General features: G+C 69.9%; 16 protein-coding genes. 11 read left to right on the top strand and 5 right to left on the bottom strand.

What is annotated here, in order from left to right; translation table 11 throughout:
- Positions 1-37: 37 nt before the first annotated feature.
- Both ACFFIA_RS31560 and ACFFIA_RS31555 read left to right on the top strand, forming a co-directional pair.
- Complete coding sequence (locus tag ACFFIA_RS31560; RefSeq protein WP_377257825.1) at positions 38-1,681, top strand: protein kinase domain-containing protein; 1,644 nt, start codon at positions 38-40, stop codon at positions 1,679-1,681.
- A gap of 113 nt (positions 1,682-1,794) precedes the next feature.
- Positions 1,795-3,585, top strand: a complete 1,791-nt coding sequence (locus ACFFIA_RS31555) for a 3-hydroxyacyl-CoA dehydrogenase family protein (RefSeq protein ID WP_446686988.1) — start codon at positions 1,795-1,797, stop codon at positions 3,583-3,585.
- Positions 3,586-3,622: 37 nt separating this feature from the next.
- Here the strand turns inward: ACFFIA_RS31555 and ACFFIA_RS31550 are convergent, their stop codons facing one another.
- Positions 3,623-4,168, bottom strand: a complete 546-nt coding sequence (locus ACFFIA_RS31550; RefSeq protein ID WP_377257823.1) for a type II secretion system protein M — start codon at positions 4,166-4,168, stop codon at positions 3,623-3,625.
- Positions 4,165-6,279 (bottom strand): galactose oxidase early set domain-containing protein, encoded by a 2,115-nt coding sequence (locus ACFFIA_RS31545; protein WP_377257821.1) that lies wholly within the window; start codon positions 6,277-6,279, stop codon positions 4,165-4,167. Before ACFFIA_RS31545 ends, ACFFIA_RS31550 begins: the two co-directional genes overlap by 4 nt.
- 443 nt (positions 6,280-6,722) lie before the next feature.
- Here ACFFIA_RS31545 and ACFFIA_RS31540 point away from each other — a divergent pair, with 443 nt between their 5' ends.
- From ACFFIA_RS31540 to ACFFIA_RS31510, 7 genes are all read left to right on the top strand, one after another.
- Entirely contained in the window at positions 6,723-8,261 is a 1,539-nt protein-coding gene (locus ACFFIA_RS31540; RefSeq protein ID WP_377257819.1) for a glycosyltransferase family 2 protein, read from the top strand.
- Complete coding sequence (locus tag ACFFIA_RS31535; RefSeq protein ID WP_377257817.1) at positions 8,258-9,277, top strand: glycoside hydrolase family 26 protein; 1,020 nt, start codon at positions 8,258-8,260, stop codon at positions 9,275-9,277. The genes ACFFIA_RS31540 and ACFFIA_RS31535 overlap by 4 nt, the downstream gene beginning before the upstream one ends.
- A gap of 44 nt (positions 9,278-9,321) precedes the next feature.
- Positions 9,322-10,863, top strand: coding sequence for a glycosyltransferase family 39 protein (locus ACFFIA_RS31530; RefSeq protein WP_377257815.1), 1,542 nt, complete (start codon positions 9,322-9,324; stop codon positions 10,861-10,863).
- A gap of 78 nt (positions 10,864-10,941) precedes the next feature.
- Positions 10,942-11,658 carry an FkbM family methyltransferase gene (locus tag ACFFIA_RS31525; RefSeq protein WP_377258152.1) on the top strand — a complete coding sequence of 239 codons (717 nt, stop codon included), beginning with the start codon at positions 10,942-10,944 and terminating at the stop codon, positions 11,656-11,658.
- 3 nt (positions 11,659-11,661) lie between these two features.
- Positions 11,662-11,943, top strand: a complete 282-nt coding sequence (locus ACFFIA_RS31520) for an Rv1322 family protein (protein WP_377257813.1) — start codon at positions 11,662-11,664, stop codon at positions 11,941-11,943.
- 62 nt (positions 11,944-12,005) lie between these two features.
- Positions 12,006-12,824, top strand: coding sequence for an alpha/beta hydrolase (locus ACFFIA_RS31515; RefSeq protein ID WP_377257811.1), 819 nt, complete (start codon positions 12,006-12,008; stop codon positions 12,822-12,824).
- 53 nt (positions 12,825-12,877) lie between these two features.
- On the top strand, positions 12,878-13,813 hold the full coding sequence (locus tag ACFFIA_RS31510) for a glycosyltransferase (RefSeq protein WP_377257809.1): 936 nt from the start codon (positions 12,878-12,880) through the stop codon (positions 13,811-13,813).
- On the opposite strand, the gene ACFFIA_RS31505 is transcribed toward ACFFIA_RS31510, so the two are convergent.
- Genes ACFFIA_RS31505 through ACFFIA_RS31495 form a run of 3 tightly spaced genes read right to left on the bottom strand, consistent with a single transcriptional unit; the run spans position 13,814 to position 16,606 of the window.
- On the bottom strand, positions 13,814-14,482 hold the full coding sequence (locus tag ACFFIA_RS31505; protein WP_377257807.1) for a polysaccharide deacetylase family protein: 669 nt from the start codon (positions 14,480-14,482) through the stop codon (positions 13,814-13,816).
- The gene (locus ACFFIA_RS31500) at positions 14,475-15,359 is read right to left on the bottom strand and encodes a glycosyltransferase (protein WP_377257805.1); all 885 of its coding nucleotides are present in this window, start codon (positions 15,357-15,359) and stop codon (positions 14,475-14,477) included. The genes ACFFIA_RS31505 and ACFFIA_RS31500 overlap by 8 nt, the downstream gene beginning before the upstream one ends.
- On the bottom strand, positions 15,356-16,606 hold the full coding sequence (locus tag ACFFIA_RS31495; RefSeq protein WP_377257803.1) for a glycosyltransferase family 4 protein: 1,251 nt from the start codon (positions 16,604-16,606) through the stop codon (positions 15,356-15,358). The genes ACFFIA_RS31500 and ACFFIA_RS31495 overlap by 4 nt, the downstream gene beginning before the upstream one ends.
- Positions 16,607-16,843: 237 nt before the next feature.
- Here ACFFIA_RS31495 and ACFFIA_RS31490 point away from each other — a divergent pair, with 237 nt between their 5' ends.
- Complete coding sequence (locus ACFFIA_RS31490) at positions 16,844-17,836, top strand: YveK family protein (RefSeq protein ID WP_377257801.1); 993 nt, start codon at positions 16,844-16,846, stop codon at positions 17,834-17,836.
- A gap of 2 nt (positions 17,837-17,838) precedes the next feature.
- The gene (locus ACFFIA_RS31485; RefSeq protein ID WP_377257799.1) at positions 17,839-19,218 is read left to right on the top strand and encodes an O-antigen ligase family protein; all 1,380 of its coding nucleotides are present in this window, start codon (positions 17,839-17,841) and stop codon (positions 19,216-19,218) included.
- Positions 19,219-19,297 lie beyond the last annotated feature (79 nt).

Here is a 19,297-nt window from a genome sequence, read left to right as displayed (position 1 = left end):
GGTTACTGGGCCGGCGACGATCTGGGGGATAAAGATCGTGGGGGAGACGCAGCAGGTGCTCAACGGCCGCTACCGGCTGATCGAGTGGCTGGGGAGCGGCGGCATGTCCGTCGTCTGGCGGGCGCACGACGAGATTCTGGACCGCTACGTGGCGGTGAAGGTCCTGGCCACCGGGCACACTGACGGGCTCTGGCCGCCGGAGCGGTTTCGCCAGGAGGCGCGGGCGGCGGCCCGCCTGTCACATCCACACGTGACCGCGGTGCACGACTACGGGGAGTCGACGGACGGGTCCGGCGAGCGCGTCCCGTACGTGGTGATGGAGCTGCTGACCGGGCAGACCCTGGCGCAGCGGATGGCGAGCGGCGCGGTGCCGCCGGGCGAGGCGCTGCGGATCACGGCGGAGGTGGCGACCGCGGTGGCCACGGCGCACGTGCACGCCCTGGTGCACTGCGACATCAAGCCCGCCAACGTCATGCTCACCCCGACTGGCGTGAAGGTGCTCGACTTCGGGATCGCCGCCGCCGCGGGCAACCGCGGCGGGCCGGGCGACGACGGCGTCGTGGTGGGCACACCGGCGTACCTGGCGCCGGAGCGCTTCACTCGCGGCGAGGTGTCACCGGCCGCCGACGTGTACGCCCTCGGCCTGGTGCTCTACCGCCTGCTGGCCGGCGTGCCGCCGTGGCCCGCACAGTCCATCGTGGACAGACTGGCGGCGCACGCCACGCTGCCGCCGGAGCCGCTGCCGGCGACCGTGCCGGTGTCGGCGGAGGTGGCCGCCACCTGCCTGCGGTGCCTGGCGAAGGAGCCGGCGGAGCGGCCCACCGCCCACGAGCTGGCCGTGATCCTGGGCGCGGCCGGCGGCTGGCGAGTCGTGCCGGCCGCCGACGGTGGAGTCGTCCTCGCCAAGGGTCTCGCGCCGCGACCCGCGGTCGGCCAGGTGCGCCGCCGGCTGCGCACGGCCCGGACCCTGCCGATGACGGTCGCCAGTCACCGGGCCCCGACCGGGCCGGGCCGCCGTCGCGCCGGCAACGCGTGGGGCAGGAGGGCCACGCGGTTCACGGCCGCAGCGGTTCTCGCCATGATGGGCCTGGTCGCCGGATGGGGACTGCCCGACGGGATGGGCCACCGGCAGCGGCCGGAGGCGGTCGAGACGGCGCCTGCCGTACCGCCGCCCGACCGGGGCGCTGGCACCGGGGCCGCGCCCCCGATCGAGGAGCCGGGCGGGACCACCGGCGAGGCACCACGGACGACCGCCGCCCTCCGCGGCCCGATCGGCGGCGGCGCGGCCGCAAACCTTGGGTCCGAAGCGGGTCGCGACGCGCCGAGCGGAGGCGGCCAGCGCCCCGGCGGCGGCACCGAGTCGCCCGCACCACCGGAGAGGACACCGCCGCCCGCGCCGGGGCCGGATCCCGAGCCCGCGCCCGAGCCGCGCTCGCCCTCGACCGCGCCGGTGGAGCAGCTCAAGACCCTCGTCACCGCCGGCGGCACGGTCGTCGTGCGATGCGTCGGCTCCACCGCGTCGATCGTGTCGGTGTCGCCGCTCGCCAGCTTCGGCATCCTGGACGTCGACCGAGGACCCGGCGCCGAGGTGGGGGTCGTGCTCAAGGCGCTCCTGCTGACCGTACGGGTCACGGTGACCTGTGCGTCCGGCCTTCCCAAAGCCTCGATACAGGTCAGCTAGCGCGCCTCAGACGGGCGGCTGGCCGATGGGTGAGATGGACCACGCATCGGGGCCGAACGCCCGTAACGTGGCAGACTCGCGCGAATAACCATAGCGAACGTTAGGGGATCGCCGTGGCGCGCGAGATCAATACCGTGGGCGTGGTCGGGCTGGGCACGATGGGCGCGGGGATCGTGGAGGTCTTCGCCCGCAACGGCATCGACGTCCTGGCGGTCGAGATCAGCGACGCGGCGCTGGAGCGGGGGCGGGCCGTCCTCGTCGGATCGACCGACCGGGCCGTCGCCAAGGGCAAGCTGGCGCCGGCCGACCGGGACGCGCTGCTCGGGCGGGTCTCGTTCGAGGTCGGGCTGGCGGCGTTGCGCGACGTCGACCTGGTGGTGGAGGCGGTGCCCGAGCGCCTCGACCTCAAGCAGCGGCTCTTCGCCGAGCTGGACCGGGTCTGCAAGCCCTCGGCGATCCTCGCCACCAACACCTCGTCGCTCAGCGTCACCGACATCTCGGTCGCCACGCAGCGGCCCGACCAGGTCATCGGCATCCACTTCTTCAATCCCGCGCCGGTGATGAAGCTGGTCGAGGTGGTGCGTACGGTCGTCACCGCGCCCGAGGTGGTCGCCGGCGTCGAGGCGCTCTGCGGGCGGCTGGGCAAGGTCGACGTGACCATCAACGACCGGGCCGGGTTCATCGCCAACGCGCTGCTGTTCGGATACCTCAACCAGGCGGTGACGATGTACGAGGCCCGGTACGCCAGCCGGGAGGACATCGACGCCGCGATGAAACTCGGCTGCGGGCTGCCGATGGGGCCGCTCGCGCTGCTGGACCTCATCGGGCTGGACACCGCCTACGAGGTCCTCGACACCATGTACCGCCGCGGTGGGCGGGACCGCCGGCACGCGCCCGCGCCGCTGATCAAGCAGATGGTCACCGCCGGGCTGCTCGGGCGTAAGTCCGGCCGCGGCTTCTACACCTATGCGAAACCGGGTTCGCCGGCGCTCGTACCCGATGAGCACACGCCGAACGCGACGGTGCCGGCGGCCGCCGACGGCGCGCGGGGGATCGCGAAGGTCGGCGTCGTGGGGTCCGGGACCATGGCCACCGGCATCATCGAGGTCTTCGCGAAGGCCGGGTACGAGGTGGTGTCGGTGACCCGCGACGCGGAGAAGCCGGAGCACGTGCGCGAGGCGGTCAAGGGGTCGCTCGACAAGGCCGTGGTGCGGGGCGAGCTGACCGAGGCGGAGCGGGACGCGACCCTCGACCGGGTCAACTGGTCGGCGACGCTTGAGCACCTCGCCGACGTCGACCTCGTGGTGGAGGCGGTGGCCGAGGAGCTGAGCGTGAAGCAGGACCTCTTCGCCACGCTCGACGAGATCTGCAAGCCCGGCGTGCTGCTGGCGACCACGACCTCCTCGCTGCCGGTCATCAAGTGCGCCATGGCGACCCAGCGCCCGGCCGACGTGGTGGGGCTGCACTTCTTCAACCCGGCGCCGGCCATGCCGCTGGTCGAGGTGGTGCATACGATCCGTACGTCGCCGGAGGCGCTCGCCACCGCCCGCGCGGTCGTCGCGGCGCTCGGCAGGACCGGCGTGGTCTGTGCCGACCGGGCCGGGTTCGTGGTCAACGCGCTGCTGTTCCCGTACCTCAACGACGCGGTGCGCATGCTCGAAGCCTCGTACTCGACAGTGGACGACATCGACCACGCGATGAAGCTGGGGTGCGGCTACCCGATGGGGCCGTTCGAGCTGCTCGACGCCGTGGGGCTGGACGTGGCGCTGGCGAGCCAGCGGGAGCTGTACCGGGAGGTGCGCGAGCCCGGCTTGGCGCCCGCGCCGCTGCTTGAGCACCTGGTCACCGCCGGCTACCTGGGGCGTGAGGCGGGGCGGGGCTTCCGCGATCACACCGCCCGGTAGCCGGGGCGACCAGCTCCCCGCCGGTCGCCCCGGTCCGTCAGTCGCCGTCGCCGCAGGCGGTGCCGTCGCCGTTGCGGTCGAGGTTGTGCCGGTCGCGACCGTTGACCTTCAGCGGCTCGTAGCCTCGCTCCCGAAGCCAGGCACAACCGTCCGTCACGCCCTCCGGAAACTCCCAGGGCACGCAGACGGTGCGATCCCCGTAGGCGTAGTCGCAGCCCTCGTTACCCTCGTCGATCTCGATCGGTGCGGTCGGCGAGGGCAGCGGACGCTGCGGCGCGCCGGGCTTGTCGGCGAACTGGTGGATCCGGGGTGGTGCCGACGCGGCGGAACCCGCCTGATCCTGCTTGCCACCGGCCACCCGGTCTGGGACCGTCTGATCGCCTGCGGCGTCGCTGTCAGGCTCGGTGGTGGTCTGTTCCGGCCTGCCGCCGAACCAGACCGGGCTGCCGTCGGCGCCGCCGCCCACGACGAGCCAACCGCCAGTCGCGAGCAGGACCGCCGCCAGCGCGCCACCGACGATCCACCGCTGGCGCCGGTCGCGGGACCTCAGCCAGGCGATGACGGCTTGGAACCGCTGGCTCATCCGAGCTTGACCCACTTGGCGACGGACGGCACGCCGTTGGCACCGTGGACGAAGAGCATGTACCAGCCGGGCGGGGCGATGTTGGGGTTGCTCGTCACGTTGAGCCCGATGGTGTTTCCGTTGACCGTCATCGGGAGCTCCACGAACCGCTGGTTGGGGTCGGACGAGTGGGTCACCGCCGCCGGGCGGATCAGCGACGCCCGCACCACCGGCGCGTTCACCGTAATCTGCTGCGTGCTGCCGTACGTCCAGTTGGTCGCGGCCACCGAGGAGATCTGGGGCCGGGCGCCCTGGAAGAGGTACGGCGGCGAGTAGACCGAGATGCGGTTGTCGAACGTGCCGTTGCCCGGGTTTTCACCGATCGCCATGACCCGCCCGTCGGGCAGCAGGAAGGCGGAGGAGTGGTAGGTCCGCGGCACCGGGTCGGTAGCCATCCGCGGGCGGAAGGTGTTGGAGATCGGGTCGAAGATGGACGCCTCGAACACCGGGTCGGCCCGGTTGTGGAGTGCACCGCCGGTCTCGAAGACGGTGCCGTCCGGCAGCAGCACGGCGGAGACGTACATCTTGCCCTGGGGGCCGGTCTGCGTGACTCCGCCGGTGAGAGTGCCGTGCGGGATCAGCGGCCCCGGCGTGTACTTGGGGCTGGCGGCCTTGAGGTCGATGATGTCGGTCAGCCGGCCGGCGTCGACGTTGGTGTGACCGTTGCCGCCACCGATCGTCATCACGCGCTGGTCCTGTGCAGGCGGCAGCAGCACGCTCATCGACTGGTCGCGGTAGTCCTTGTCTTGCAGGCCGGGCACGTCGGTGATCGTGGCGCTGGCGTAGTCGTAGATCGAGGCGCCAGTGCCCGGCAGGCCGGCGCCGAACGTGTGGCTGCCGGTGTAGAAGAGCCGCCCGTCCTGCATCAGGACCATCGCCGGGTACAGACCCCACCACTTCCAGCTCTGCTTGACCTCGTTCCAGGCCAGCCAGCGGTTTTCGGAGGACTTGAAGTACTCGGTGAAGGCGGTGCCCTTGGCGTCTTCACCGAGCCCGCCGAGGGAGATGACGTCGCCGTTGCCAAGTACGGTCGCCGACGGGTACCAGTGACCGGCCTGCATGTTGTTGGTCTTGGTGTACTTGTTGGTCGCCGGGTCGAAGATGTACGAGCTGCGCAGGCCCTTGAAGCCGACGCTGCCGTCCGGCGTCGGATAGTCCTTGTTGCCGCCCATGACCAGCACGCGCCCGTCCTTCAACTGGACGTGCCCGGCGCAGAAGAGGTCTTCGGGCGTGTTCACCGTGGTGAACGAGCCGTTGTTCGGGTCGTACACGGCGGTGCGGAAGCTACCGGCCCGGAACTCGGACGTGCTGTTGCCCGAGCCGGCGACGAGCAGCACCTTCCCGTTGTGCAGGACGACCGCGTGGATGCCGCGGACCGCCGACTGGTACGGCATGACCTGCCACCGGCCCTTGGTGCAGGCGACGCCGTCCGTGCACACGGGCGTCGGCGGCAGGGAGGTCGCGTCCACCATGGAGTAGTCATCGGTGATCAGCGTGCCCGGCCCGTACAGGCTGACGCCCCAGGTGATCTGCTCGGTGCCGGTCGGCAGCGGCGGGGTGCGCACGGTCTTCTGCTTGTACGTGTCGGTCGCGGCGAGCGTCGCCAGGTCGGTCCAGTACTGCCAGCCGGTGCTCGCCTGGTAGCGGAACAGGGTGAGCGCCGCCGCGACCGTCGTGGACTTGTACCAGACGGAGAGGTCGTACTGACGACCCTGGGTCACCTTCGGAGCACAGGACGTGCTCCGCTGCATCATCACCTTGCGGTCACCAGACGTGTATCCGCTGATGGTTATCTTGCTGGCGACGCCGCCGGTGCGGGCGTCGGTGGTCGTGCCGATGGAGAAGGTGTGCTCGCCGTATCCGTTCTTCTCCCAACAGGTCGGAAAACCGGATGTGAGCGACTCAAGACTGGCGTTTTGCACCAGATTGTCTGCCGCGCGGGCCGGTGCGGCCGCGGCCAGCCCAGTCACGAGCAGAGCGGTGAGCACGAGGATCCGGCTCAGCCCCCGACGGAGCTCCGGGCTCCACATCGGCGTCGGCTGTGGGGGACGCGCGAATCCAACATCAGCCACCTTGCGTCTCCTCGTCCAGTTGAGAGCGTCTATCCTGGCCGTCCGGCAGCCTACCGGTAGGCGCCGGCGTGCCCGTAGGGCCGTCCGGTCACGGCTCGGCAGCCGGTGGCCTGGCCTTGTTCGCTTGGCCGAACGGGCGATTGCCCTACGCGTCTTGGCTTCGTAGGTTGTGGGGTCTTGTCTATTTCGTGGAGCATGTGGGGCCGCTTTCGTGGCATTTGCTGTGCTTCGAAGCACAGGACTTGTTCTCGGCCTGGGTCCTGAAGTTAACTGCCTTGGTCGCCCTTGACTTGGTCGCCCCTTGAATCGCGGAGGAGAAGCTCGCCGTGGGTTCGCCGGCCCGTACCGACGCCACGCTGCCACCAGACGCCACCGCAGAGTTTCGGGTGCCGGCCACTATCAGGGTGCCGAGCCAGCGAGGCGACAAGAGAGCCGCTCGCCCGATGCGCCCGGCGTACGCGCCGGTGCCCTTGCCGCCGACCGACGACGAGAAGGTCCTCTACCGCCAGCGGCGGCTCGCCCCTCTCATGCTCTTTTCGTTCGTCAGCTTCGGCTCGCTCGTCGTGAGCCAGGTCCTCTTCCTCCGGCTCGCCCCGGCCCTGTTGGTGCTGACTCCGCTGCTGCTGTTCACGATGGCTTACTACGTCATCTCCGTCGTGGTCAACTTCCTGACGCCGGGCTTCGACATGAAGGCGCACCAGCGGATCGTCGCCGACTGGAAGCCGAAGCGGTACCCGCCGGTCGACATCTTCCTGCCGGTATGTGGTGAGCCGCCGCACGTGCTCGCCAACACCTGGGAGTACGTCCGCCAGATGGCCACGTACTACCGCGGCAACGTGACGGTGTACGTGCTGGACGACTCGCCCACCGAGGACATGGAGCGGATGGCGCTCGCGTTCCACTTCGTCTACCAGCGCCGCCCCAACCGAGGCTGGTACAAGAAGGCGGGCAACATGCGGTACGCCTTCGAGCGGACCCTCGGCGATTTCATCCTCGTGCTGGACGCGGACTTCTCACCGCGCCACGACATGCTCGACGAGATGCTGCCGTACTTCGACGCCGACCCTACGCTCGGCATCGTGCAGTCACCCCAGTTCTTCCGCGTCCACAAAGGACAAGGCTGGGTCGAGCGCGGCGCCGGTGCCGTACAGGAGTTGTTCTACCGGTCGGTGCAGGTCTCCCGCCAGCACCACGGCGCGGCGATCTGCGTGGGCAGTTGCGCGGTCTACCGGCGGGCCGCGCTGGACGACATCGGTGGCTCGACGCTGATCGAGCACTCCGAAGACGTGCACACGGGCTTCGACCTGCGGATGAAGGGCTGGCACCTGAAGTACATCCCGGTCGCTCTCGCGGCCGGGCTCTGCCCCGGCGACGTCGACTCGTTCTTCACCCAGCAGTACCGCTGGTGCGCCGGCTCGATGAGCCTGCTCGGCGCGCGGAAGTTCTGGGCGACCAAGCTGCGCCTGCGCGCCCGGCTCAGCTACATCTCGGGTTTCTGCTACTACCTGCACACGGGAGTCTTCACCTTCGCCGGTCCGGTCATCCCGCTCGTCATGCTGGTCTTCTTTCCGGAGGAGATGGCGCTGGCGAACTATCTGCTCATCGTCCCCAGCGTCATCTACAACCTGGTGCTCTTCCCGCTGTGGCACAAAGCCAGGTACGGCTTGGAGGCGTGGACGGTCAAGCTGCTGTACGGCTGGGCGCACCTGTTCGCCATCTACGACATCCTGCGCGGCCGGCAGATGGGCTGGCAGCCGACCGGCGGCAAGGGCCAGAAGAGCCGCACGCGGCGGCTCTGGGTCGGTCTCCGGTACTGGACAGCCGGTGTCGGGCTGGCGTGGGTGGGCATCGCCGGCTTCCGGATGCTGTCCGGCGACGCGTTGGCATTCGCCCCCGCGATGCTTAGCGGTGTCTTCTTCCTCGCCATCGTGTCCCAGGTGCTGCTGGTCGACCCGCGCAAGGATGTCGAGGTCGTGATGTGAGGAGCAGGCACATACTCGTCGCGCTCCTGATCGTCGCTCTCGCCGTCACGGAGTACGCCGTCGTCAGCCAGGTCAACATCTCCAAGGCGCTGAGGTCGGCCGCCGGCGTCCAGGTGGCGGTGGCCGCGTCCGCCGGGCCCCAGGCGACCCCGAGTCCCACCCCGCCGCCGTTCGACATCACGCCCCTGCTGCGGCCGGAGAAGAAGTTCCTCGGTGTGGCGATCAACGGCGCCCCGACCGACATGACCAAGATCGAGAAGTTTGCCAGCAGCATCGGTAAGCAGCCCAATCTGATCGCCATCTACGAGAGCTTCGACGACAAGTTCGCGGTCTCCGAAGTCCGGAAGGCTTACCAGTACGGCGCGCTGCCGGTCATCCGCTGGGAGCCGTTCAAGCCGACGCTGGCCGACATCGCGGCGGGGAAGCAGGATGAGTACATCCTGGAGTTCGCGACCGCCGTCCGCCTGCTCAACCTGCCAATCGTGCTGACGTTCGCGCACGAGATGAACGGCGACTGGTACCCCTGGGGGCGGCAGCGGAACAAACCGGCCGAGTTCGTCGCGGCTTGGCGGCACATCCACGGGCTGTTCGTCCGCGCCGAGGCCACGAACGTCATCTGGGCCTGGACGCCAAACGTCATCAACCCGATGCCCAGCGTAAAGCTCAAGCCGTACTACCCAGGCGATCAGTACGTGCACTGGGTCGGCATCGACGGCTACTACACCCGCAAGGGCAAGAAGACCTTCCGGTCGCTCTTCGAGCCCACGCTGGACCAGATCCGTGAGTTCACGCAGAGGCCGTTCCTGATCGTGGAGACGGCCGCCGAGCCGGGCTCGGCGCGGCCGGACCACATCTCAAATCTCTTCGAGGGCGTGGCCGACCGGTCCGACATGCTCGGGTTCATCTGGTTCAACAACGACGGATCCGGGAAGTGGAACATCGACCAGGACGCCGCTGCCCTCCGCCGCTTCCGCAGCGAGGCCAAGAGCCCGGTGTACGGGTTCCAGGTGAAGTAGTTTCCGGGTAGCTTCCGTGTCGAATAGCGAAGGGATTCCCGGCGATGGTGCTTGCTCCTGACCGCTCGGCGGTGGCCGTGCCGGAGGGCGAGCGCGCACCGGGCGCGGAGCCGGAGCCTCCGAAGAGCCACCCCACCGCCGCCCTGGCGATCGTGCCGTTCCTCGTCGCGCTCGTCGTCGGCTGGATCGGCGCGGACAGCCGCCAGATGTGGAACAACGAGTACGCCACCTGGCACGCCGCCACACTTTCGTTCCGCGATTTGGCCCACCTGCTGTCCAACACGGACCTGGTCCACACCGTGTACATCCTGGTCATCAAGGGCTGGATCGCCGTGGCGGGCGACTCGCCGCTGGCGATGCGGACCCCGTCCTTGTTCGCGATGGCGGTGGCAGCTGGCTGCCTGGCGTTGCTCGGGCGGCGGCTCGTGGGCGCGGCCGTCGGGGTCGTGGCCGGGTTGCTCTTCGTCCTCATCCCCGCGGTCAGTAGGTACGCCCAGGAGTCGCGGTCGTACGCGCTGGTCACCATGATGGTGGTGGTGTCGACGCTGCTGCTGGTGCGTGCGATGGACCGGCCCGTGGGGCGGCGCTGGGTCCTCTACGGGGCGAGTGTCGTCGCCGCCGGGCTGCTGCATTTCGCGTCGCTGGTCGTCCTGGCCGCCCATCTGTTCCTCGTCGTCCGGATGACCGACGGAGATGACGCCCGTCGGTACCGATGGGCCGGCACGGTGGGCTTCGCGAGCCTCGGGGTCATTCCGTTGCTGTCGTTCGCGTCCGGTCAGTCCGCGTCGATCTCCTGGATCAAGGCGGACCTCGACGCGGTCCGGGGTTTCCCGCACGAGCTGTTTCTCTCCTGGCCGGCGGCGGGGATCGTCGTCGCCGCGGGAGTCGTCGGCGGGTTCCTGATGTGGCGCCGGCAGCGGGAGGTCGCGCCTGCCGTTGTCGTCTGGGCGGTCCTTCCCGTCATCTTCATCTACGTCACGTATCCAGTGCTGCATATGTTCCTCGCCCGCTACGTGCTGTACGTGCTGCCGGCCTGGGCGCTGCTGGCCGCCGTCGGCATCTGCGGGCTCGGTGAGATCGTCACCCGCCGGAACGCCACCTGGGCCCGGGCACTGGGCGCCGTGCTTGTCCTGCCGTTGGTCAGCTACCTGGTGCTGCCCGACCAGCGGGAGGTCCGGTCGAGCCCGGTCACCGGACAGCCCGACTACAAGGGCGCGATCGACGTGATCCGGGCCAACGCGCGGCCTGGCGACGGCCTCGCCTACAACGACGTCTTCGGCCAGCTCTCCGACCTCGCGCGGGAGGCGGTCGACTACGAGATGCGCGACGACCCGCGGCCGACGGACGTCTTCGTGGCGGCGACATCGGTGGCACGGGGCTCCTACTCGGCACGCGAGTGCGGCGACGACGGCATGCCCGAGTGCGCGGAGATCGACATCGAGCGGATCTGGCTGATCAGCACGACCTACGACTCGGATCCGCTCTCCGGGCTCTCAGCCGAGCGGCGCGAGATCCTGCGGCCCTACCGCGTCACCCCCCAGGGAGACTTCGAAGGCGTGCGGGTGGTGCTCCTCGCCCGCCGATAGGCCCGACGATGTACCACCGTCACCGCGACAGGGTACGGTCGCACCATGCTCGACCGCGCCTGGGGTATCGCCCGGTCCATGGTCATCTACCACGGCCAGCCCGCCAAGCACCGGCGGATGCGGCGGCTCTACGCGCAGTTTCTCGGCCCCGGCGATCTGGGCTTCGACATCGGTGCGCACGTGGGCAGCCGGGTCCGCGCGTGGCGCAGGCTGGGCGCGCGGGTCGTCGCCGTCGAGCCGCAGCCAGACTGCGTCCGCGTCCTGCGACTGCTCTTCGGGCGCGACCGGGGGGTCACGCTCGTGCCCACCGCGCTCGGTGAGCAGTCCGGGCGGGCCTCGCTGGCGCTCTCCACGACCAACCCGACGGTCTCCTCGATGTCCCGCGACTGGATGGACTCGGTCTCGACCGACAAGTCCTTCCAGCGCGTGCGGTGGGACCGCGCGGTCGAGGTAGAGGTCATGACGCTCGACGACCTCATCGCCCGCCACGGCGAGCCGGCGTTCTGCAAGATCGACGTGGAGGGCTTCGAGGCGCAGGTGCTCGCCGGCCTCTCCCGCCCCGTGCGCGCCCTCTCGGTGGAGTACGTGCCGTCGGCGCACGACGCCTCGATGGCGATGCTCGACATGGTCGACCGGCTCGGGGCGACCGCGGGCGGCTACCGGTACAACTACTCGCTCGCCGAGACCGCGCGCATGGTCGGCGACGAGTGGCTCGACATGCCGGGCCTGGTGGCACTGCTGGAGCGGCTCCGGCCGACGGGCCGGTCGGGTGACGTGTACGCCCGCCTGTCCTGAGCCGTGCCGCGCCGCAAGCCCGAGCGGGAGGAGATCCCGCCGCTCGATCTCGAACGTGCCCGGCAGGGCATACAGCGCGTGCAGCGGTGGAGTGACGGCGACTGGGCGGTCCGCACGATCCCCGGCGGCGCCTCCACCAAGACCTACCGCTGTCCCGGCTGCAACCAGGAGATCCGCCCCGGGACCCCGCACGTGGTGGCCTGGCCCGTGGACGGCCGCGGCGACGAGAGTGACCGGCGGCACTGGCACGCCGGTTGCTGGAGCGCGCGGGAGCGGCGACGGTGAAAGGCGCCACCGAGCGCGCGACTCGCCGCACCGGCCAGCCTCGACGGTGAAAGACTTGCTCCGTGAGCGAAAAGATCCGTGCCAACTCGATCCTTCCCGGGCGCCGGGAGGACATAGAGCTGCACACCGCCGACGGCCTCACGCTGGTCGGTGAGCTGGCGCTCCCGGCCGACCGCGACCCGGTCGCCGCGCTGGTGTGCGTACATCCACTGCCGACCCACGGCGGCATGATGGACAGCCACATCTTCCGCAAGGCGGCGTGGCGGCTGCCCGCGCTGGCCGGGCTCGCGGTGCTGCGCTTCAACACGCGCGGGACGAGCAGCGTGCGCGGCACCAGCGAGGGCGCGTTCGACGCCGCGGTGGGGGAGCGCTTCGACGTGGCCGCCGCGATCGAGTACGCCGAGTTCGCCGGACTGCCGAACGTGTGGCTGCTCGGCTGGTCGTTCGGCACCGACCTGGTGCTGAAGTATGGTTGCGACCCCGCCGTGGTTGGCGCGATCCTGCTCTCCCCGCCGCTGCGCTTCGCCACCGACGACGACCTGGCGGTGTGGGCGGAGTCGGGCAAGCCGGTCACCGCGCTGGTGCCCGAGCACGACGACTACCTGCGGCCGGAGGAGGCCCGCCTGCGCTTCACCCCCATCCCGCAGGCCGAGGTGGTGGGCATCGACGGCGCCAAGCACCTGTGGGTCGGTGACTCCGAGCGTGTGCTGGACGAGATCGTCTCGCGGGTCGCGCCCGGCGTGCCGACCCCACTTCCGTCCACATGGGAGGGTCCAATGGAGGTGGGCGACGGGAGTGCGTACGCGGACCGCACCGTCGCCGCCTTCGCCGACATCCCGGTCGCCGGACCGCGACAGAGGAGGGCCGATGTTGACGGGTAGCCGACAGACCGCTCCCTTCCGCCGTGCCCTCCCTAGCGGCAAGATGTAGCGGCGTGACCAGCACTGATGAGACGGTGGCCGTAGTCGTCGTCACGTACAACAGCGAGGCGTTGATCGCCGATCTCGTGGCGTCGTTGGCGCCCGGCCTGGCTGGGCACCGGTGGCATCTGACGGTCGCCGACAACGCGTCGGCAGACGGCACGATCGCCGCGCTCAAGGAGCATGCTCCAGAGGCCACGGTCGTCGAGATGGGGCGTAACGCCGGATACGCGGCGGGCATCAACGCCGCGGTCGCCGCCGCCGGGCCGCACACGGCGGTGCTGGTGCTCAATCCGGACGTGCGGCTGGGGCCGGGATGTGTGAGCAAGCTCCTGACCGTGCTGCGCACGCCCGGCACGGGCATCGCGGTGCCGCTGCTGCGTGACGGCGACGGCGACCTGATCCACACGATGCGCCGCGAGCCCAGCGTGTTGCGGATCCTGGGCGACGCGTTCCTCGGCGCGGGGCGCGCCGGGCGATACGCGGCACTCGGCGAGGTGGTCACCGACGAGTCCCGCTACGGCGCGGAGAGCGTGACCGACTGGGCCGAGGGCTCGACGGTCCTGATCAGTGCCGAGTGCTGGGCGCGCTGCGCGCCGTGGGACGAGTCGTTCTTCCTCTACTCGGAGGAGACCGACTTCGCGCTGCGGGCCCGCGACGCGGGCTTCGCCGCCCGGTTCACGCCGACCGCCGAGGCCGTCCACCTCGAGGGAGACTCCCGGATCTCGCCTCGGTTGTGGACGCTGCTCACGCTCAACCGCGTGCGGCTGTACCGTCGCCGGCACGGCCGGCTGGCCACCGCCGCGTTCTGGACCGCCTTGCTGCTGCGCGAGGGGAGCCGTGCCGCGATCGGCAAGAGCCCCAGCCAGATGGCCGCCCGGGCGCTGCTCAGCCCGAGCAAGCTGCGCGAGACGCCGGGGCCGCACACGGTGCATCCGCCGGCGTCGTGATCAGCGCAGGCGCTTGACGACGCCGACCGCCGAGAGCTTCGAACGGCGGACCAGGCTGGGCGGCACCAGGGCCTGGGCCCGGATCGACCGCGGCGTGTCCGGCGCGCACACGCTGAACCGCGGTTGCAGCCAGGCGTCGCGTCGCGCGGCACGCCGGTCGCTGGTGAAGACCCGCTTGTAGCCGAGCCGGCGCATCTCGGTCAGCAGGCGGCGGTCGTACCGGCCGAGCGGGCAGGCGGCCGTCTCGATCGGTTCGCCGATGACGCCGGCGAGCCGGGTCCGGGCCTCCACCAACTCGTCGTTGCTCGTGCCCGGGTCCATGCCGCGCCAGGGGCGGTGCCACATGCCGTGGCTGCCCACGGTCATGCCGCGCCGGCGCAGCTCGCGGACGTCATCTTCGCCGAGGCTGCCGGCCGAGTCGAGGCGGCCGGCCAGGACGAAGAAGTCTGCGGTCAGACCCCGCTCGACCAGGGCCGGCAGTGCGATGTCGACATCGGAGGCATTGCCGTCGTCGAAGCTGATGCGTACCGACGGCCACGTCGCGATCTCGTCGAGGATGGCGAGAAACTGGTCCTCTTCCACCCAGTACGGCGCCTCGCCCGGCTCCAGCTCGCGCCGCGGCTTGCCGACGCCGTGAAAGCAGATGTTGATGACGCGGTTGCTAGGCACTGTGCCGCCCTGACGGTGTCTGGAGTTCTTCCTGCCGGGATGAGTCGTCGCGTTCCCACGCCGTGGCCTGGCCGGCTCGGCGGGCCGAGAACGCCGCGAGCACGGTGATGGCGACGTAGCAGACCGCCGCCGGCGCGAGCCACGGCCGGGGCAGGACGACGTCGCGCAGCCACGAGGTCCGGGCGGCGGGACGTACGGCGACCGGCACGACCGTGGTGCCCGAGGCGGCCCGCATGGCCGCGTTGCCGCGCCGGACCCGGGTCAGCCGGCGGATCAGGTCGCGCGTGCGCCTTGGCGTGGCGATCCGTGCGGTCACGGTGTCGACCTGCCGCTTCTCCGCCTTGCTGTACTGCGAATCGAGGAACAGGTCGTCGGCGACGAGATCGGGGAACCGGTCGAACCGGGCCCGTGCCGCCGCCGACAGGGCGATCACTCCTCGCCCGAACAGCCCGTCCTGGAAGACCGGCAGGCGTTTGTTGATGGCGAAGTAGCCGCGCACGAGCATCGGCCGTCCGGTCAGGTCGAGCTCGCGTCGCGGTACGGCGGCAAGCGGCGCGCCGGGCGCCTGATCCGCCACCGCGGCGGCGACGAGGCGCAGCCCCGCGGTGGTGAGCACGATGTCGGCGTCGAGGTAGACCCGGGGGAAGCCGACCGCCACCTCGTCGCCCGCGTTGAGCGCGCCGGGCTTGCCGGGCGTCGCGAGGTCGAGCACTCGGACGCCCGGGCGGCTCGCGGCCACGGCGGCGGTCTGGTCGCTACATCCGTTTGCCACGACCGTGATGTCGAACTCTCCGGGCTTCGCGTCCGCCAGAAGCGTGTCCAGGCACCGTCCGATGACCGCGGCTTCGTTGTGCGCCGCGATGACGACGCTCGTCATACCTCCACCTGGTCCCGAGCTTCGACGGCGGAACCGGACTTCGCGAGCCGCGGGGCCAGGAGCTGGCGCCACAGTGCCGCGTACGCGACCGCTTGGTGCTCCCACGACAGCATCCCGCGGAACCGCGCCAGGCCGAGGGTCCGCATGTTCTCCCGGCGGGCCGGGTCGTCGAGCAGCGCGTCGATGGCGTAGGCGAACTCGGTCGGCGAGCCGGTCGGCACGTACAGGCCGGCCTCCTCGGCGCTGCGCCGGGTCTCCACCAGGTCGACGGCCACGACCGGCACGCCCCGGCCGAGGTACTCCACCGTCTTGGCCATTGTGGACAGATGGTTCATCCGGGTCGGCAGGTCGGGCTGGATCGCCACGGTGGCGGTGCGCAGCAACGCGTCCACCTCGGTGGCCCCCAGCCAGCCGGTGAACTCCACAATGTCGCTCAGGCCCTTGTCCGAAACGAGTTTGGTGAGTGCCGGCATGCATTCGCCGTCGCCGGCGAGGACCAACCGCCAGCCGCCGCGTCCGCGCCGCCGCACGAGTTCCTCAGCGGTGAGAATCGCCACTTCCACGTTGTCCTGCGGCCCGAATACGCCCAGATAGACGATCTGGTGCGGCACGTTCGCCGAATGCCTGCCAACCGAATCGGCGGTTTCGGACGAGATTTCGGTGGAGGCTGGACCGTTGCGAACCACCGTGACCTTCTCTGGTGATACGCCCCTGTTGTGCGCGTTTTCCCGGAATGATTCATTCGTCGCGATAACCGCAGTAGCGGTACGGAGCGTCAACCGTTCCATTGCGACGAGCGTCCTTAGTGCGAACTTGTTTGCCGCATCCCCCGCGCGTGCGGCGTAGATCTCCGGGCAGAGGTCGTGGTGGTCGAAGACCCAGGGGCGGCCGAGTGCGCGCCACACCAGGGCGAGCGGCCAGTAGATGTCCGGCGGGTTGCACACCTGCACCGCGTGCGCGCGGCCGCGGAACAGCTCGCCGAAGAGGCGCACGGCGATGCAGAGGAACGACCAGACGAACTCGAACGCGAACGACAGCACGCCGCTGCCATAGACGAACACCGGATAGGGCTTGAGTCGTGTGCCGCGACTGCCGGGCAGGATTCGTAGCTGTTTGTCGCCACGCGGTGCGATGACAGTGACGTCAAAGCCGTTTTCCTCCAAGGTCAAACACTCTCGGATGACCCGGCGATCACGCTCCGCGGGAAGGTTGGCGACCAGGATGGCGATCTGTGGTCGCTTGGGCATGGTGAGATCACTTCCCCGTCGTTAGGCAGGCACCGTTAGAACGGTGCTGGACCGTCGCCAAAAAGAACAAGTGGCCGGGTGGACGCAAGCGTGTCGGGTATCTTACAAAGTCTGGCCGAGCTGTAGAGAAGTACCAGTATGGGCCTTGGCCCCGCTTGCCAAGGGTTGCAACCAGCGTGGAGACTTGAGCCGCTGCAGTCGCGGCAGCCCATCGCTCGCTATGCCCGAGAGGACACCGTGGATCTCTGGGATCTCACCAAACTGCTGTTTCGGCGGTGGTACGTAGCCGCGCCGATGCTCCTCCTTTCGGCGGCGATGGTGATCTTCGTTGCGGTGACGGTCGGTCCGGACTACAGCGCGAAGGGTCACGTGCAGATCATCCCGGCGCCGAGTGCGGGCAAGGCGGTCGACCCCACGGCGAAGCCGCGGCCCACCAACCCGTGGTTCGACCTTGGATACGAGGCACTCGCCAACGCGTCGGCGCTCGCCGTCACCGACCAGGCTGTGCTTAAGAACCTGGCCGACCGCGGCTTCACCGACAGCGTGACGGTGACGATGGACAACAACACGGTCCTGCTTGAGATCGAGGCCATCGGCACGACCCCGGCTCAGGCCACCAGCACCGTCAAAGAGGTCATCCGGCTGCTCGCCGAAGACATCGCCGAAAAGCAGGCGCAGTACGGCGTACTGCCCGAGGACACGATCAGCACACTTACACTCAACGACGGCTCCACGCCGGAGGTCGTGCGCTCCAAGGTGATGCGAGTGCTGGTTGTCGCGGCCGGCATCGGCATGCTGATGACAATCGCGGGCACCATCGCCCTGGATTCGTTGCTGCGGCGCCGTGCCCGGCGCCTGGCCGACCAGGAGCCGGCCGACGGTGGGCCGGTGACCTCGCGGTCCGTGGCGGTGCCGCCGTCCAGCAACGGGAGCGGGACCAACGGCCACGACCCCGCGAAGCTCAGGCGCCGCCCGCTCGCGGCCCGCACGGTGAGCGCGTCCGAGCAGCCCACCGGTGTGATTCCCGCCGTTCCGGGCCAGGGCGAGCCGAAGAAGCAGGGCGTCAAGCCGGTGGAGTACAAGTCGGTCAACGCCGCGTCCATGCCTGACGACATGCCGGGGCGGGAAGCGAAGCCGCAGGACAGCTCCGACTTCCCACCGGTGGGCGCTGACGCGACCATCGTCCTGCCCCTGTCGCACGTGTCCTGGCGCAAAGAAAAGAAGCCCTGACCTTGACCGCCGCGGTTCACCCGGTTGATCTCGAACCGTCGCTGATCGCGCCGCGTACCTACACCACGCGCCGGTTGCGGGTGCGTTTCGACGCGGCCGCTTTGGTCAGCCTCATGGTGTTCCTGCTCTACACGCTGCCGGCGACGCTGATCGTGCCGGGCCTCACCTTTGCCGGACGTCCCGCCCTCATCGTGGGGCTGGTGCTCTTCGCATGGTGGATCCTGGCCCGGATCAGCCCTTGGCTGACCCTGGTGGGGCCGCAGCCGCTGCGCTGGGCGTGCCTGTTCTACATGCTCTCCATCATGCTGGCCTACCTGGCCGGCCTGCTGCGTGGGCTGCCGACCCTCGAAGCCAACGCGCAGAACTTCCAGATGCTCATCACCGCCGAGTTCCTCGGCGTCGTGCTGATGGCCGCGGACGGGATCCCCAACTGGCAGCGCCTGAGCGGTGTGGTCCGCGTCCTGGTGTGGTCCGGCGGGTTCATGGCCGTCGTCGGCCTGGTCCAGTCCCTCACCGCGTTCGACATCGCGCAGTACCTCACGCTGCCGGGCCTGGAGCTGAAGTCGGATCTGGCCGACTTCCAGATGCGTGGCGACAGCGGGCACTTCCGGATAGCCGGCACGGCCACCCACTACATCGAGTTCAGCACCGTCATGGCGATGTGCATCCCGTTTGGACTCCACTTCGCCAGGTTCGCCGGGCATCGCCTCACCCGGTACGCGTTCGGGTTCGTCACCCTCCTCATGGCGGCCGCGCTGCCGATGGCCATCTCCCGCACCGGTGTCGTGGCGCTGGCGGCGGCCCTCCTGGTCATGTTCGTCGCCGCGTGGGACTGGCGGACCCGCTACAACATGATGTTCGTCGGCGCGGCCGTGGTCGGCGCGCTGGTCATCCTCCGGCCCGGACTGCTCGGCACGCTCAAGGCGATGTTCCTGTGGGCCGGTGAGGACCCGAGCATCGAGGGGCGCACGCAGGACTACGTCTACATCGCGGCCTGGTTCGCCGAGCGGCCCTGGCTCGGACGCGGTCCCGGCACGCTGATCCCGGACCTCTACATCATCCTCGACAACCAGTGGCTGATGACGCTGGTGACCGCGGGGCTCGTCGGCGTCGCCGCGCTGGCCGCGTTGCACATCACGTGCATCTCGCTGGCGACGATCGCGCTCCGCCGGTCGGAGCGGGTCGAAGACCGCCACCTGTGCGCGGCGCTGATCTCGGCTCAGGTCGTGGGCATCCTGGTGGGCTTCACGTTCGACTCGCTGAGCTTCACCACGTACACCTTCACGCTCGCCCTCATGTCCGGCCTGTGTGGTGCGGTGTGGCGGTTCACCCACCCCGCCCGCACCGTCCGGACATCCACGGTCAACCGCTGGGGCGCGTGACGTGGCCGTTCGCCCGAGAGGCCCGGCCGATGTCGGGTATCGGACCGCGAGGCGGTCCCGACGTGGCTCATGATTGGGC

The sequence above is a fragment of the Phytohabitans kaempferiae genome, assembly GCF_042433955.1.
GTDB classification, from domain to species: Bacteria; Actinomycetota; Actinomycetes; order Mycobacteriales; family Micromonosporaceae; genus Phytohabitans; species Phytohabitans kaempferiae.
Note: the sequence above shows the minus strand (reverse complement) of the source record. Positions and strands in the feature narration are given on the sequence as shown.

What these genes read in the sequence shown, in the direction of transcription:
- ACFFIA_RS31550 (WP_377257823.1), bottom strand. Translation starts at nt 4,168, where the DNA reads ATGAGCCAGCGGTTCCAAGCCGTCATCGCCTGGCTGAGGTCCCGCGAC.
- ACFFIA_RS31525 (WP_377258152.1), top strand. Translation starts at nt 10,942, where the DNA reads ATGGTCATCTACCACGGCCAGCCCGCCAAGCACCGGCGGATGCGGCGG.
- ACFFIA_RS31500 (WP_377257805.1), bottom strand. Translation starts at nt 15,359, where the DNA reads ATGACGAGCGTCGTCATCGCGGCGCACAACGAAGCCGCGGTCATCGGA.
- ACFFIA_RS31530 (WP_377257815.1), top strand. Translation starts at nt 9,322, where the DNA reads ATGGTGCTTGCTCCTGACCGCTCGGCGGTGGCCGTGCCGGAGGGCGAG.
- ACFFIA_RS31495 (WP_377257803.1), bottom strand. Translation starts at nt 16,606, where the DNA reads ATGCCCAAGCGACCACAGATCGCCATCCTGGTCGCCAACCTTCCCGCG.
- ACFFIA_RS31540 (WP_377257819.1), top strand. Translation starts at nt 6,723, where the DNA reads ATGCGCCCGGCGTACGCGCCGGTGCCCTTGCCGCCGACCGACGACGAG.